We start from the raw sequence: 13,686 nt of genomic DNA, 5'->3' as shown, positions 1-13,686 counted from the left end.
GGTTCGGCCACAACTCGCTTTCGACGAACACCGCCAGGTCCGGCCGCCAATGCGCGAGGAAACCGGCCGCCGAGCGAGGGCCGTCAACGGGGACGAACTGGTGGATGGCGCGCTCGGGCAGCCGTCGGGCAAGCAGGTCCGCCGATGTCGTGGTGCCCGAGGTGACGAGGAGGGTCAGCGCCGGGTCACGCTCCGCCATCGCCTCGACCAGCGGCAGCAGCGACAGACCTTCGCCAACGCTCGCGCCATGCAGCCAGACCAGCCGCCCTTCAGGACGCGCCAAGACAGGACGCCCCAACCGCTCCGGCAGGCGCGACAAGTCTTCCTTGCCGCGACGAGCGCGGGCGCGCAGCAGGCTCGGCGCCAGCGGCTCCAGCAGGCCGGTCGCCGCGCGGTAGACGCCCAGCGCCAGGCTCACCGGGGACGCCTCACCCGAGCACGGCCTCGGCTCGGGCGTTGGCGGCGGTGAGACGCGTCTGCCAGTCCAGGCGCGTCGCTTCCATCGCCGCATCGTCGGCGTCGCGGGGTACGTACAGCGGGCCGTCGAACACCACCGCGCCGCGCCCGAACGGCAGCGGGAACAGGGTGCGGTCCCAGCTGTTCAGTCGGAAACCCGGCCTGGCGTGCAGGCCGAACAGGAACACCGGCGCGCCCGACACCTTGGCCAGGGCCACGGCTCCCGCCGCCATCTGTTCGGCCGGCCCGCGCGGCCCGTCCGGGGTGATCGCCACCACGCCGCCGGATCGCAGGAAGCGCACGCTCTCCATCATCGCCCCGGCCCCGCCCTTGGCGTTGGCGCTGTCGTCCTTGCGCGAGGAGGAGCCACGGATGGAGTCGAAACTCAGCCGGGCCATGGCGCGGGCGATGAACTCGCCGTCCGGCGACATCGAGATGATCACCTTGCGGGGCTTGTGCGCCAGCACCGCGCGGCAGGCCGGCCCGAGCGGGATGCGGCCGTGCCAGAAGCAGCCGATGATCCCCTTCGGCCCCGCCACCGCCAGGTCGGCCGGCGCGCGGTTCTCGAAGGTCCAGCGCGTGGTCTTCAGCGCGAAGTCCAGATAGGTCGACAGGATCACCGCAAGCACCCCTTGAACCTGGGGCGCACGGAAGACGGTCTTGAAGTTCATAGCAGGCATTTCTCCCTTCCCCCTCGAGGGGGGAAGGGCGGGGATGGGGGTGAGTGCAGGCGAGATAGGGATAGGCGCTGGAGGCGGTGCGCCCTCACAGGGCTACCCCGAACCCGTAGGGGGCGCACCCCCTCTCCTGCCCCTCCCCCCTCGAGGGGGAGGGGGATGCGAACCTGTTTCACGACGCCGCCCGGACGACAACGTCCAGGTTCTGGGCGCGGGCCAGCCGCGCGTACAGCCCGCCCTGGGCGGACAGCGTGGCGTGGTCGCCCACCTCCACCACCCGCCCGCTCTCGATGACGTAGATGCGGTTGGCGGCGCGTACCGTCGAAAGGCGATGGGCGATCAGGAAGGTGGTGCGCCCAGCCATCAGCCGTTCCAGCGCCGCCTGGACCTTGGCCTCGCTCTCGGTGTCGAGCGCGCTGGTGGCCTCGTCCAACAGCAGGATCGGCGCGTCCTTGAGGAAGGCGCGGGCGATGGCGATGCGTTGGCGCTGGCCGCCGGACAGGCGCGCTCCAGCCTCGCCCACCTGGGTCAGGTAGCCCTTGGGCAGGGTCTCGATGAACTCATGGGCGGCGGCGGCGCGGGCGGCGGCCTCGACCTCGGCGTCGGTGGCGTCGGGGCGGGCGTGGGCGATGTTGGCGCGCAGGGTGTCGTCGAACAGGAACGGTTCCTGGGTGACCAGCGCGATGTGGTCGCGCAGCGAGGCCATGGACACGTCGCGCACGTCGACGCCGTCGATGCTCACCCGGCCGGACGTGACGTCGTAGAAGCGCGGGATCAGGCTGAGGATGGTGCTCTTGCCGCCGCCTGACGGACCGACCAGGGCCACGGTCTCGCCGCGCCTAACGTCCAGGTTCACACCGGTGAGCGCGGGGGCGGCGGTGTCGTAGGCGAAGGAGACGTCCTCGAACCGGATCGAGGCGTCGGTCAGTTTCAACGGTCGGGCGTTGGCGGAGTCCACCACCTCGGGCTTGACGTCCATGGCGGCCATCAACCGGCCGGCGGCGGTCAGCCCCTCGGTGATCACGGTCTGCAGGTTGGCGACCTGGCGCAGATTTTGGGACACCACCAGCAGGGCGGCCAGGAAGGTCACGAACTGGCCGAGATGCGCCCCGCCGTGGATGGCGCGGAAGCCGGCGTAGGCGATCACCAACGCCACCACGATCATGGTCAGCGTCTCGGTGGCGGGCGCGGCGGCGGCGCGGGCGTTGGCGCCCTTGATGATGTGGCGCTGGCGGCGATCCACCACCTCGGCGACCCGCGCCTCCTCGTAGGTCTCGCGGTTGTCGATCTTGATCAGCTTGACCCCGTCCAGACCTTCCATCACGGCGGTGGAGAGGGCGGAGGTCTCGTTCATCGCCCCTTCGGCGGCCTTGCGGGTGGAGCGGCGGAACCGGGCCAGCACCCATGACAGCAACGGCGCGGCGCAGAGCACGATCAGCGTCAGCACCCAGTCCTGCACCAGCATGACGCCGAGGTTGGCGATCACCGCCACCCCGGCCTGGGTGTAGTTGACCACGCCCGTGGTGGCGCCCTCGCGGATCAGCCCCGCGTCGTACAGCACCGAGGAGACATAGGAGCCGGAGTGGGCGTTGCGCAGGCGGGCGAGGTCGGCGCGGATCAGCTTGCCGAACAGCTCCATCTGGATGTCGCCGACCATGCGGTGGCCGATGCGGTTGGTGATCCACGCCTGTCCGGTCTGGGCGAAACCGCGCGCGAGGCCCAGGGCGACGATCAGCAGCGGCAGGCGGATCAGGCTCGCCAGCTTCTTCTGCTCGAAGATCTGCTTGACCACCGGATTGAGCACGGCCGTCAGCGCGGCGCTCAGGCCGCCCACGATCACCGCAAGCACCATCGCCAGCACCAAGCCTTTCCAGCGGGGTGCGAGGTAGGTTCGGAACATGCGCAGGGCGAGAATGCGGTGCGGGACCGTATCCGCCGTCTGCGCGGGAGACGCCTTCATGCCGGATGGGTGGGTCCGTGAAGCCACAGTGTCAAGCCGGCGCGGCCGCTCACAGCCAGGGTGCGCCAAATCGGTCGCGGTGGCGAAACGGCCGGACGCCCCATATACCGCTCTCATTGTTTCGGAGCGGCGCGGTTTGGACGGCTACGACCTTTCGACATCCGGCGGACGGACGCGGGCCTATCGCGACCTACTGTGGAAGGACCACGCCTATCTCCGGCTCGGATTCCAGAACGCCCATTGGGTCGGGCCCGACCTGGTGCGCACCAACCAGCCCTGGCCGTTCCAGCTGAAGTGGTGGCGCGACCAGGGCGTGCGCACGGTGATCAACCTGCGCGGCGGCGGCTACGAGACCGGCTTCTACGTGCTGGAGCGCGACGCCTGCGCCCGGCTCGGGCTGGAGCTGGTGAACTTCGCCGTGGCCTCGCGCGACGCACCGTCGAGGGAGCAGGTGCTGGCGGCCGCCGAGATGTTCAAGACCATCCGCTACCCGGCCCTGATGCACTGCAAGTCGGGTGCGGATCGAGCGGGGATGATGAGCGTGCTCTACGCCCACTTCCACCTGGGCCAGCCCCTGCGCCAAGCGTTGAGCCAGCTGTCGCTGCGCACCCTGCATGTGCGCCAGGGCAAGACCGGCGTGCTCGACTACATGTTCGAGCGCTACCTGGCGGAGGGCGAGCCCGAGGGGCTGAGCCTGATCGAGTGGGTGTCCTCGCCAGCCTACGACCACGACCAGATCAGGCGCGACTTTGACGCCGGCATGGTGGGGAGCTTCGTCACCGAGACGTTGCTGCGGCGGGAGTGAGGTCTCTCCTCCCCTGCGCAGCGGGGAGGAGAAAACGTTATCCTCAGTGCGCGTCCTTGGTCGGGTCCTGCAGACGGTGGGCGTGGATGATGAAGAAGCGCATCAGGGCGTTGTCGACCGTGGCCTGGGCGCGGGTCTTCCAGGCGACGTGGGCGGCGGCGTAGTTGGGATAGGCGCCGACGAACTCCACCTTGGTCAGGTCGCGGAAATCCTGGCCGTCGACGCTCTTCAGCTCGCCGCCGACGACGATGTGCAGGAGCTGGGACGAGGCGGTGGGTTCGGCCATGGCGGTCTCGGTCTGAAGGCGACGTCAGGCGTCGACCGGCAGGTCGATAGGCGCGGTCCTCGCCAAGATCAACGGGTGCAGGGCCGCCGCGGCGCAAACCAGGCCCGGATTGCGCGCGCGTGGCGAATTGAACACCAGCCGATGGCCCTGGGGGTCCGTACAAAGGGCGCCGGCCTCACGCGCAATCAAGTCGCCCGCCGCCACGTCCCAGTCGTTCTTCCAACCCATCGACACCGCCGCGTCGAACTCGCCCGCCGCCACCACCGCCATCCGGTAGGCCAACGCATTGCGCTGGGCGATGCGCATGGCGGGCCAGGGCTCCCCCCAGCGCGGGCTGGCGAACAGCTTGGCGTCCCCCGCCATAGTGGCGTCTTCGAGCACCCGGGTGGCGCTGGCGTGGATGAGCTCGCCGTTCCGTCGAGCCCCGCCCCCGACGGCGGCCGTATAGTGCTCGTCCAGCGCCGGGGCGTGGACCACGCCGGCCAGCGGACGCCCGTCCTCGACCACGGCGATGGCGATCGCGAACCAGGGCTTGTCGCCCATATAGGCGCTGGTGCCGTCGATGGGATCGACGATGAAGACGCGTTTGGAGCCCAGACGATCGGGCGTATCCGGCGTCTCTTCCGACAGCCAGCCATAGTCAGGCCGCGCCGCCATCAAGGCGTCCATCAGGAAAGCGTCCACGGCCAGGTCGCCGTCGGTGACCGGCGAGCCGCCCGGCTTGCTGCGGACATCCAGTCCCCGGGCGCGATAGTCGAGCGCGATCCGGCCCGCTTCCAGCGCCGCCGCCGAGATCAGGTCGAGATCGGCGGCGGCCCCGGTCATTTCCCGGCGATCGCCAGGGCGTCCACCAGGACGGATGGGGAATTGGTCGACCCGCGAATCTCCAGATCGGAGCCGGGGACCATGCGGGCGTAGATGTCGAGCAGGTTCCCGGCCACGGTGATCTCGGTGACCGGATAGGCGATCGCTCCACCCTCGAACCAGAAGCCCGACACCCCGGCGGACCAGTCGCCGGTGTTGGCGTTGAGCGACGGGCCGAACATCGAGGTGATCAGCAGGCCCGCTCCGGCCTCGCGCATCAGCTCCTCCAGCGACGTCTCGCCGGGCTGGAGCGTCAGGTTGTGGGTGGACACCCCCGGCGGTCCCGCCAGCCCGCGCGAGGCGTGGCCGGTGGTCTCGAGCCCGAGTTGGCGGGCCGAGGCCGAGTTCAGCAACCAGGTGGTCAGCACCCCGTCCTGGATCAGGGCGCGCGGCGTCGCCGCAACCCCCTCGTCGTCGAAGGCCGAAGAGCCAAGTCCGCGCAGCCGCAACGGATCATCCAGCACGGTGACGGCAGGGGAAAACAGCTGCTGACCCAGCTTGTCCTTCAGGAAGGAAACGCCCCGCGCCACCGCCGGCCCGCTGATCCCGCCGACCAGGGGTCCGAGCAGGGACGTGGCCTGGCGGTTCTCGAAGATGACCGGCGCGGTGCAGCTGGCGATCTTGCGCGCGCCCACGCGGTCCACCGCCCGGCGTCCGGCCTCGCGGCCGATGAAGTCCGGCGACGGCAGGTCCTCGGCATGGCGGGCGGCGCGACCCTCCCCGCCCCGCTCCATGCCGGCGCCCTGGCCGGCGATGGCCGAAGCGGACAAGGAAAAGCTGCTGGCCTCGACGCCGCCGTGGAAGCCGTGGCTGGTGGCTAGGCCCCAGCTTCCACTGCTCCAGCTGGCCGAGGCGCCGTCGGTATTGGTCACGCCCTCGACGGCGCGCGCCACATCCTCGGCATGGCGGGCGCGGTCTTCCAGCGTCTCGGCCGAGAACTCGGAGGGATCGTAGAGGTCGAGATCGGGCGTCGGGCCCGAGGCCAGCCGATCCTGCGGCGCGAAGCCGGCATAGGGGTCTTCGGGGGCCACGCGGGCCATGGCGACGGCGCGTTCCACCAGCTTGGCGCGGGCGGCGGGCGACAGGTCGGAGCCGGACACCACGGCTTGGCGCTTGCCGACGAAGACCCGCAGGCCGAGATCGCGGGATTCCTCGCGCTCGACCTCTTCGAGTTCGCCCAGACGGACGGTGACGCTCAGCGCGCGCCGCTCCGCCATCGCCGCCTCGGCCGCGTCCGCGCCGCTGCGCAGGGCGGCGGATACGAGGTCTTGCAGCAGATCGGCGTCCATCGGCGTTCCCATACGCGCTCACTCGAAGCGAAGGCCGCCATATGGCCGCCCCTTCCCCCACCTGCAAGCGCGCCGATCGCCCCGCGACCGCCGCACGCGGAAAGGGCGGAGGTGTGAGCCCCCGCCCGGTGTTCGTTTTATGGACTTGCGCCCGCGTGGATCGAAGCCGCCCGCTGCTTGTCCACGGAGGGGGAACGAGCAGCGGGTAGGCTGCAGCTAGTGGCCCACGCCGCCGCTGAAGGCGCCGAGATCGAGCGACAGCAGCTCGCCATGGCCGCCCGCCTGGACGCCCAGGCCGATATTGGCCAACGGGGTATGGATGCCGGTCTGGACGTCGAGCAGGCCGTTGCGGCCGCCGACCGTGGCGCCGACGCCGACCGCGGTGTTCAGCGGGGCGACCTTCGCGCCGACATTGGCCGAGATCGCCGGCGTCGAGGCCTTGGACTGGCTGTAGCCTTGGTTTGAATTGTGGTTGGAGCCGTAGCTGGAACCGCGGCCGTTGGCCGAAGCGGCGCCGGCGAACAGGGTGGCGGATGCAAAGGCCGCCACGATCACGATGGTCTTGTTCATCTTGCAGTCTCCTGAGAGCCGTCTGGGGACGGCCGCGACCACAGCCCCCCAAGAGCCGTGGAGCTCCCTGCGGAGCCGGTTCCCCTGGAGCAGGAACGGCGCCATCTCAGGTTGTGCAATTTCGTGGAAATTCGTCCAGAAGGCGATCAAAAACACGCCCAGGTGTCGTAAAACTGGATTTAGGCGTATCGTTTCGGGACAAATAGCCCAGCCGGGTTATTCGAACCGGTGCAGCTTGACCGTCAGGTTCTGGTCCGACGTGTCGTGGGTGAAGCTGGCCTTGTCGAATTTCGGTCCGTGCAGGCCGATGAAGGCGTCGTTGGAGAACCCGACCTCTTCGATCGGAATGCCCAGGCGCCGGTCGACAGCGTGGTTGTCGTTGCGGTCGTGATAGATCTGGGCCGCATAGACCCCCGGCGGCACGTCGGGGATCACCACGGTGGTCACGCCCTTGGAAGCGGGCGCCGAGCCCCAGTAGGGACATTCCGATTTCAGGAAGGTGGGGCGGGTGCAGATATCCACCCGCACGTGGCCCTTGTCGTCGCGCACGTGGTCCACGGCGAAGGTCACCGAACCGTTGTGCTGGGTGTCGTCATGCTGGGCATGGGCGGGTCCTGTCGCCAAGGTTGCAATCGCCAGCAGCGGCAGGAAAATCGCCTTCATCTTAGTCCTCAAGCGTCAGACCCCTCGCCCGAAATCCAGGCGAGGGGCGCGGCAGGTCAGGAGCCGGGCGTCAGGCCTTCGGCCGCGTCACGCTTTTCGTAGACGTGGTCCACCAGGCCGAAGTCCTTGGACTCCTCGGCGGACAGGAAGTTGTCGCGATCCAGGGCGCGCTCGATCTCCTCGATCGGCTTGCCGGTGTGCTTGGCGTAGAGCGCGTTCAGGCGCTTCTTGGTCTTGATAATGTCCTCGGCGTGGCGCTCGATGTCCGAAGCCTGGCCACGGAAACCGCCGGAGGGCTGGTGCACCATGATCCGGGCGTTGGGCAGCGCGATGCGGTGGCCGGGCTCGCCCGCCGCCAGCAGGAAGGAGCCCATGGACGCCGCCATGCCGACGCAGACGGTGGAGACCGGGCTGCGGATGTATTGCATGGTGTCGTAGATCGCCATGCCGCTGGTCACCACGCCGCCCGGCGAGTTGATGTACATGGCGATTTCCTTCTTCGGGTTCTCCGACTCCAGGAACAGGAGCTGGGCGGTGATGAGGGAGGCCATGCCGTCCTCAACCGGACCCGTCAGGAAGATGATCCGCTCCTTCAACAGGCGCGAGAAGATATCGTAGGCCCGTTCGCCGCGGCTGGTCTGTTCGACCACCATGGGAACCAGGCTCATAAGCAGTTCGGGATCGCGCATACGGCGGCTTTCTCTCGATCGTGTCGCTAGGCGTCAGCGGCCGGACGACCGCGCGCTGTCGCTCCAGATATCGCGTGGCGCGGCGCCGCTTGCAAGGCGGCTCCACGATCCCTCTCCCTCGAATGGGAGAGGGAGAAAATATTACTCCCCGTAGCCCTCGGGCAGTTCGTCTTCCTTGAACAGCTCTTCCTTGGACACCGGAACGTCCTCGACCTTGGCCTTCTCCAGGATCAGGTCCACGACCTTCTCCTCGTAGATCGGCGCGCGCAACTGAGCGGAAGCCTGGGGATTGGCGCGGAAGAACTCGAACGCCTGCTGCTGGTGCTCGCGCGGATAGCGGCGGACCTCGTTGATCAGGGCCTGCTGCATCTCCTGCTCGGAGACCTGGACGTTGTTGCGCTGGCCGATCTCGGCCAGCACCAAGCCCAGGCGCACCCGGCGCTCGGCGATCTTGCGGTACTCGGAGCGAAGCTGCTCCTCGGTCTTGTCCTTGTCCTCATCGGACAGCTCGCCGGCGGCGCGTTCCTGCTCGACCTGGCCCCAGATCGCGCCGAACTCGCTCTCGACCATGCCGGGGGGCAGTTCGAAATCGTGCTTCTCGTCCAGCACGTCCAGCAGGGCGCGCTTGGCCTTGAAGCGGCTGGCGACCTGATACTGCTGGCCGATCTGGTTGCGGATCGCTTCCTTCAGCGCCTCGACCGTATCGAAGCCGATCCGCTTGGCGAATTCCTCGTCGATGGCGGTCTCGTCCTTGGGCGCGCGCAGTTCCTTGACCGTCACTTCGAACTCAGCGGCCTTGCCGGCCAGTTCGCTCGAGCCATAGTCCTCAGGGAAGTTGACCTTCACCGTGACGGTGGCGTCCGGCTTGGCGCCCTTGAGCTGCTCTTCGAAGCCGGGGATGAAACGGCCCGAGCCGATGACGATCTCGGCCGCCTCGGCCGAACCGCCCTCGAAGGCCTCGCCGTCGATGCGACCGATGAAGTCGGCGACCACCATGTCGCCGTCGTCGGCCTTGGCCTTCTTGCCGCCGGCCTTCTTCTCGTAGGTGCGGTTCTGTTCGGCGATGGTCTTGAGCTGTTCGTCCACTTCATCGTCGCCGACTTCGTGGACCGGGCGCTTCAGTTCCAGGGTGGCGATGTCCACCGGATCGAATTCCGGCATCACCTGCACGGCCAGGTCGAAGGTCAGGTCGGCCTTGCCGTCCAGCACCTGCTCGATGTCGCCAGCAAGCTGCAAGTCGGGCGAGGTGGCGACGCGCACCTTGGCCTCGTCCAGGGCCTGCTGCTGGCCGTCGTTCAGCGTCTGCTGGACGATCTCGCTCATCAGCGACTTGCCGTACATGCGCTTGACGTGGGCCGCCGGCACCTTGCCGGGACGGAAGCCCTTGATGTTCATCTGCGGGCGGATCTCGACGATCTTGGCCTCGAGCTTGTCGAGCAGGTCCTTGATCGGAACCGTGACGCCATAGACGCGGCTGAGGCCCTCGCCGGACTTCTGGGTGATCTGAATCGCCATCGTGGTCTTCCGCCATCGCCCGCGGGCGACGCCTGGCGCCTCGCGGGTCCCTTAAATGTGTGCGCCGCCCAAAGCGCTCTGGCCTGGACGGCGAAGCCGCGACGTTTACGGCACGCCCGCCCGCCCGTCAAAGGCGCAAGAACGGCGTCAAGAGCGCAGGCGGCGCGGGTTTCGCCTCTAGATCGTCTGCAGGAACGCGCCAGGATCGAAAAGCGCCTGGGCGAAGGATGCAATTCCCTCTCCCAATTCCGGCGCGCTTCCCTTATCGATGCGGCGATGCGGATGTGGCGGAACTGGTAGACGCACTGGATTTAGGTTCCAGCGCCGCAAGGCGTGGAGGTTCGAGTCCTCTCGTCCGCACCAAGATTATTTGGTTTTAGCGCCAAAGGCCGGCGATGCGGCGGCGCGGAGCGCGGCTTCGGTCTGGCTGCGGGCCACGCGCTTGATCAGGGCCACGCCCTCGGCGTCCATATCCTGCCAGCCGAGCGCGCGAAGCGCCTTGTCGCGCGAGGCTTGGAAGATCGAGACCTGGCCGTTCAGGGCCACCATCCGCACCCGGGTCTCGGGATCGTCCGCCGGCTTGCCGATGATCCGCCCGATCGCGTCGGCGATGGTGGCGTAGATCTCGTTGTGCATGCCCTTCTCGAGCACCTGGCCGGCCAGCCCGGCGCCGCACGCCCCCTCCTCGCGCCCGATGAACAGCGACCAGCTGCGAACCTCGGCCGAGCGCAGCAGGAATTCGGCCGCGCACGCCTGGATGGTGCAGACGCAGTCGATCAGCCCCTCCAGGTCGATCTCCCCCGCCAGGCGGCGCTGCACGTCGCGGACGGCCGGCTCCAATATCGACCAGGCGCGCGCGGTGATGTGCTCGGCGCAGGCCACGTACAGGCCTTCCTTGCTGTCGAAATAATATTGGAGCGCGGGTGGGTTCACGCCGGCCAGGGCCGCGATCTCACGCGTAGACGTCCGCTCGAACCCCTGGACCCCGAACAGCTCCACGGCGGACTCGATGATCCGCAGGCGGGTCTCCTCGCCGCGGGCGTATCCGCCGGCCGTGGGACGGCGGCGGACGTAGGATAAGGCCATCACTCCAACTCCCGACCGGGCTTAATTCGACACTTGCGTCACAATTTATGCCAGTTGACACACTTGTGCCAAGCGAAATACATATTCCACTCGGCATACATTCCCATTGAGAGGCCGCCATGGCTGCGGACACCCCCGACACGAGCGGGAAGACGAACGGCGCGCGCCCCTCGCCGTTCAGGAATCCCGTCACACGGGTGGTGCTTCTATTGGCGGCGCTGGTGGTGGTCGTGCTGGTGGTGTTCTGGGCCTTCGGCTGGTGGACCAATGGTCGCTTCTTCCAGACCACCAACGACGCCTACCTGCATGCCGACCAGGTGATCGTGGCCCCCAAGGTCAGCGGCTATGTCGACGCCGTCTATGTGGTCGACAACCAGGCGGTCTGGGCCGGCCAGCCGCTGGTCAAGGTGGACGAGCGGTCCTATCTCGCGACCCTCAGCCAGGCCCGCGCCACGGTGGATGCGCGAAAAGCCGACATCGTGCGCGCCGAAGCCGAGGCGAACCAGCAGCAGGCCGCCATCGCCCAGGCGCAGGCCCAGCTCGGCGGCGCCCGCGTGGCCCTGGCCTTCGCCGGACAGCAGGTCGCCCGCTACCAGCCCCTGGCCGCGAGCGGGGCCGACACCACCGAGCGGCTCGCCCAGCTCCGCAACACCCAGGACCAGGCCGAGGCCACCCTGAAGACCAACACGGCCGCCCTGGACTCTTCTCAACGTCAGATCGCCACCCTGCAGGCCGGCCTGGAACAGGCGAAGGCCCAACTCGAAGCGGCCCAGGCCAGCGCGCATCAGGCCGAACTGGACCTCGGCGACACCCTGATCCGGAGCAGCATCGCCGGTAGCGTCGGGGACAAGACCGTGCGCGTCGGCCAGTACGTCCAGCCCGGCACGCGGATGATGTCGATCGTGCCGGTGCGGCAGGTCTATCTGACCGCCAACTTCAAGGAGACCCAGGTCGGGCTGATGCGGGCCGGCCAGCCGGTCGAAATCCGCATCGACGCCCTGCCCCACGCCAAGCTGCACGGACGGGTGGAGAGCTTCTCGCCCGGCACCGGCGCCCAGTTCGCCCTGCTGCCGCCCGAGAACGCCACCGGCAATTTCACCAAGATCGTGCAGCGCGCGCCCGTGCGCATCCAGATCGACGCCGGCCCCGAGGTCCGCAAGGTGCTGATCCCAGGCCTGTCCGCGACGGTGATCGTGGACACCCGCAGCGGTCGCGACGAGATGCGCCGCGAGCACCTCCAGTGAGCGAGGCCGCCGCGCGCCAGCCGGCGCATGAGCCCAACGCCTCGCTCGCCGACTGGATCGCAGTGGGCGCCGGGTCGCTCGGCGCCCTGATGGCCTCGCTGGACATCTCGATCACCAATTCCGCCCTGCCCCAGATCCAGGGCGAGATCGGCGCCAGCGGCACCGAGGGCACCTGGATCGCCACCGGCTACCTGATCGCCGAGGTGGTGATGATCCCGCTCACCGCCTGGCTGACGCGGGTGTTCGGGTTGCGGACCTTCCTGCTGTCCTGCGCCACCCTGTTCACCCTGTTCTCGATCCAGTGCGGCCTGGCCCACAGCCTGCCGGAGATGATCATCGGGCGGATCGGCCAGGGCTTCACCGGCGGCGCGCTGATCCCCACCGCGCAGACCATCGTCGCCACCCGCCTGCCCCGGCGCCAGATGCCGATCGGCATGACCATGTTCGGTCTGATCGTGCTGCTGGGGCCGCTGGTGGGTCCGGTGGTGGGCGGCTGGCTGACCGAGAACATCAGCTGGAGCTGGTGCTTCTTCCTCAACGTGCCGGTCTATTTCGCCCTCGCCTCGCTGCTGTTGCTGGGGCTGCCGCACACGAAATCGAACTTCGGGCTGCTGAGGCGCGCGGACTGGTTCGGCATCTTCGGCATGACGGCGGGGCTGAGCTGCCTGACCACGGTGCTGGAGGAAGGCCAGCGGGAGCGATGGTTCGAGTCCTCGCTGATCACCGGCCTGTCGATCGTCTCGGGCGTCGGCTTCGTGGTGCTGCTGCTCTCGCAGATGTTCGCCAAGGAGCCGGTGATCAAGCTCCGCCTGCTGCTCAACCGCAGTTACGCCAGCGTGATCCTGATCGTGCTGGTGGTGGGCTCGGTGCTCTACGGCGTGCTCTACATCCTGCCGCAGTTCCTCAGCAACGTGGCGGGCTACAACGCCTTCCAGGCTGGCCAGATCCTGCTGATCTCCGGCGTGCCGGCCTTCATGATGATGCCGATCCTGCCCCAACTGCTGGGGCGGGTGAACATGAAGATGATGATCACGGGAGGCCTGATCTGCCTGGCCTGGAGCGCCTTCCTCGACACCCACCTGACGGCCGAAAGCGCCGGCGGCGATTTCATCGCCTCCCAGCTGCTGCGGGGGGTGGGCCAGATCATGGCGATGATGCCGCTGAACCAGGCCTCGGTCGGGGCGGTGGCGCGGGAGGACGCGGGCGACGCGGCCGGCCTGTACAACATGGCGCGCAACCTCGGCGGCTCGATCGGCCTGGCCCTGCTCGGCCTGTTCATCGATCGCCGGGTGGAGGCGCACGGCGACATGATCCGCGAGGCGGTCACCGGCAATTCGCTGCTGGCCCAGTCGCGCATCGCCGGCAGCGCGGCCAACTTCGCGGCCAGCGGCGGCGGCGACCTCGCCTACGGCCGGATGCAGGCGCTCAAGCAGCTCGCCGCTCAGATCGATCTGCAGGCCCTGGTGATCACCTATTCGGAATGTTTCTGGATGCTCGGCGTCGCCCTGCTGGCGAGCATTTCGCTGGTCTTCCTGCTGCGCACCCCACGCCGGGGCGGCCCCACCGCGATGCATTGAGGCAA

At 68.4% G+C, this 13,686-nt stretch carries 14 protein-coding genes and 1 tRNA gene; 4 read left to right on the top strand and 11 right to left on the bottom strand.

Going from position 1 to position 13,686, the window contains the following annotated elements; genetic code table 11:
* The 3 genes from GSQ87_RS22890 to GSQ87_RS20895 form a co-directional block, all read right to left on the bottom strand.
* On the bottom strand, positions 1-418 hold a 418-nt coding region (locus GSQ87_RS22890; protein WP_305764194.1), incomplete at its 3' end, for a 3-deoxy-D-manno-octulosonic acid transferase.
* A gap of 10 nt (positions 419-428) precedes the next feature.
* Entirely contained in the window at positions 429-1,127 is a 699-nt protein-coding gene (locus GSQ87_RS20900; RefSeq protein ID WP_158918378.1) for a lysophospholipid acyltransferase family protein, read from the bottom strand.
* Between the two features lie 178 nt (positions 1,128-1,305).
* On the bottom strand, positions 1,306-3,093 hold the full coding sequence (locus tag GSQ87_RS20895) for an ABC transporter ATP-binding protein (protein ID WP_158918376.1): 1,788 nt from the start codon (positions 3,091-3,093) through the stop codon (positions 1,306-1,308).
* 136 nt (positions 3,094-3,229) lie between these two features.
* Between GSQ87_RS20895 and GSQ87_RS20890 the strand changes: the two genes are divergently transcribed.
* The gene (locus tag GSQ87_RS20890) at positions 3,230-3,898 is read left to right on the top strand and encodes a protein tyrosine phosphatase (protein ID WP_158918374.1); all 669 of its coding nucleotides are present in this window, start codon (positions 3,230-3,232) and stop codon (positions 3,896-3,898) included.
* A 43-nt stretch (positions 3,899-3,941) separates the two neighbouring features.
* Here GSQ87_RS20890 and GSQ87_RS20885 read toward each other — a convergent pair whose 3' ends face one another.
* The 7 genes from GSQ87_RS20885 to tig form a co-directional block, all read right to left on the bottom strand.
* Positions 3,942-4,184 (bottom strand): DUF4170 domain-containing protein, encoded by a 243-nt coding sequence (locus GSQ87_RS20885; RefSeq protein ID WP_158918372.1) that lies wholly within the window; start codon positions 4,182-4,184, stop codon positions 3,942-3,944.
* A gap of 24 nt (positions 4,185-4,208) precedes the next feature.
* Positions 4,209-5,009 carry a 3'(2'),5'-bisphosphate nucleotidase CysQ gene (locus GSQ87_RS20880; protein ID WP_158918370.1) on the bottom strand — a complete coding sequence of 267 codons (801 nt, stop codon included), beginning with the start codon at positions 5,007-5,009 and terminating at the stop codon, positions 4,209-4,211.
* Complete coding sequence (locus GSQ87_RS20875; RefSeq protein WP_158918368.1) at positions 5,006-6,337, bottom strand: TldD/PmbA family protein; 1,332 nt, start codon at positions 6,335-6,337, stop codon at positions 5,006-5,008. Before GSQ87_RS20875 ends, GSQ87_RS20880 begins: the two co-directional genes overlap by 4 nt.
* Positions 6,338-6,553: 216 nt before the next feature.
* A complete protein-coding gene (locus GSQ87_RS20870) occupies positions 6,554-6,907 on the bottom strand; it encodes a hypothetical protein (RefSeq protein ID WP_158918366.1) in 354 nt (117 codons plus the stop codon).
* 216 nt (positions 6,908-7,123) lie between these two features.
* Positions 7,124-7,570 carry a DUF2141 domain-containing protein gene (locus GSQ87_RS20865; RefSeq protein ID WP_158918364.1) on the bottom strand — a complete coding sequence of 149 codons (447 nt, stop codon included), beginning with the start codon at positions 7,568-7,570 and terminating at the stop codon, positions 7,124-7,126.
* 56 nt (positions 7,571-7,626) lie between these two features.
* Complete coding sequence (locus GSQ87_RS20860; protein ID WP_158918362.1) at positions 7,627-8,259, bottom strand: ATP-dependent Clp protease proteolytic subunit; 633 nt, start codon at positions 8,257-8,259, stop codon at positions 7,627-7,629.
* A 141-nt stretch (positions 8,260-8,400) separates the two neighbouring features.
* Positions 8,401-9,774 carry a trigger factor gene (tig, locus tag GSQ87_RS20855; protein ID WP_158918360.1) on the bottom strand — a complete coding sequence of 458 codons (1,374 nt, stop codon included), beginning with the start codon at positions 9,772-9,774 and terminating at the stop codon, positions 8,401-8,403.
* A 278-nt stretch (positions 9,775-10,052) separates the two neighbouring features.
* On the opposite strand from tig, the gene GSQ87_RS20850 reads away from it, so the two are divergent.
* Positions 10,053-10,137 (top strand) — tRNA-Leu (locus GSQ87_RS20850).
* 3 nt (positions 10,138-10,140) lie between these two features.
* Here the strand turns inward: GSQ87_RS20850 and GSQ87_RS20845 are convergent.
* The gene (locus tag GSQ87_RS20845) at positions 10,141-10,860 is read right to left on the bottom strand and encodes a CerR family C-terminal domain-containing protein (RefSeq protein ID WP_158918358.1); all 720 of its coding nucleotides are present in this window, start codon (positions 10,858-10,860) and stop codon (positions 10,141-10,143) included.
* A 119-nt stretch (positions 10,861-10,979) separates the two neighbouring features.
* On the opposite strand from GSQ87_RS20845, the gene GSQ87_RS20840 reads away from it, so the two are divergent.
* A complete protein-coding gene (locus GSQ87_RS20840) occupies positions 10,980-12,104 on the top strand; it encodes an HlyD family secretion protein (protein ID WP_158918356.1) in 1,125 nt (374 codons plus the stop codon).
* Positions 12,101-13,681 carry an MDR family MFS transporter gene (locus tag GSQ87_RS20835; RefSeq protein WP_158918354.1) on the top strand — a complete coding sequence of 527 codons (1,581 nt, stop codon included), beginning with the start codon at positions 12,101-12,103 and terminating at the stop codon, positions 13,679-13,681. The genes GSQ87_RS20840 and GSQ87_RS20835 overlap by 4 nt, the downstream gene beginning before the upstream one ends.
* Positions 13,682-13,686: the final 5 nt, after the last annotated feature.

This window comes from Caulobacter sp. S45 (genome assembly GCF_009765965.1).
In the GTDB taxonomy this organism is placed as follows: domain Bacteria; phylum Pseudomonadota; class Alphaproteobacteria; order Caulobacterales; family Caulobacteraceae; genus CAHJWH01.
The sequence above is the reverse complement of the archived record's forward strand: the minus strand, read 5'-3'. Positions and strand labels throughout refer to the sequence as shown.

Coding starts and splice junctions, on each gene's coding strand:
- GSQ87_RS20900 (WP_158918378.1), bottom strand. CDS start 1,127: ATGAACTTCAAGACCGTCTTCCGTGCGCCCCAGGTTCAAGGGGTGCTT.
- GSQ87_RS20895 (WP_158918376.1), bottom strand. CDS start 3,093: ATGAAGGCGTCTCCCGCGCAGACGGCGGATACGGTCCCGCACCGCATT.
- GSQ87_RS20885 (WP_158918372.1), bottom strand. CDS start 4,184: ATGGCCGAACCCACCGCCTCGTCCCAGCTCCTGCACATCGTCGTCGGC.
- GSQ87_RS20880 (WP_158918370.1), bottom strand. CDS start 5,009: ATGACCGGGGCCGCCGCCGATCTCGACCTGATCTCGGCGGCGGCGCTG.
- GSQ87_RS20875 (WP_158918368.1), bottom strand. CDS start 6,337: ATGGACGCCGATCTGCTGCAAGACCTCGTATCCGCCGCCCTGCGCAGC.
- GSQ87_RS20870 (WP_158918366.1), bottom strand. CDS start 6,907: ATGAACAAGACCATCGTGATCGTGGCGGCCTTTGCATCCGCCACCCTG.
- GSQ87_RS20865 (WP_158918364.1), bottom strand. CDS start 7,570: ATGAAGGCGATTTTCCTGCCGCTGCTGGCGATTGCAACCTTGGCGACA.
- GSQ87_RS20860 (WP_158918362.1), bottom strand. CDS start 8,259: ATGCGCGATCCCGAACTGCTTATGAGCCTGGTTCCCATGGTGGTCGAA.
- tig (WP_158918360.1), bottom strand. CDS start 9,774: ATGGCGATTCAGATCACCCAGAAGTCCGGCGAGGGCCTCAGCCGCGTC.
- GSQ87_RS20845 (WP_158918358.1), bottom strand. CDS start 10,860: ATGGCCTTATCCTACGTCCGCCGCCGTCCCACGGCCGGCGGATACGCC.
- GSQ87_RS20840 (WP_158918356.1), top strand. CDS start 10,980: ATGGCTGCGGACACCCCCGACACGAGCGGGAAGACGAACGGCGCGCGC.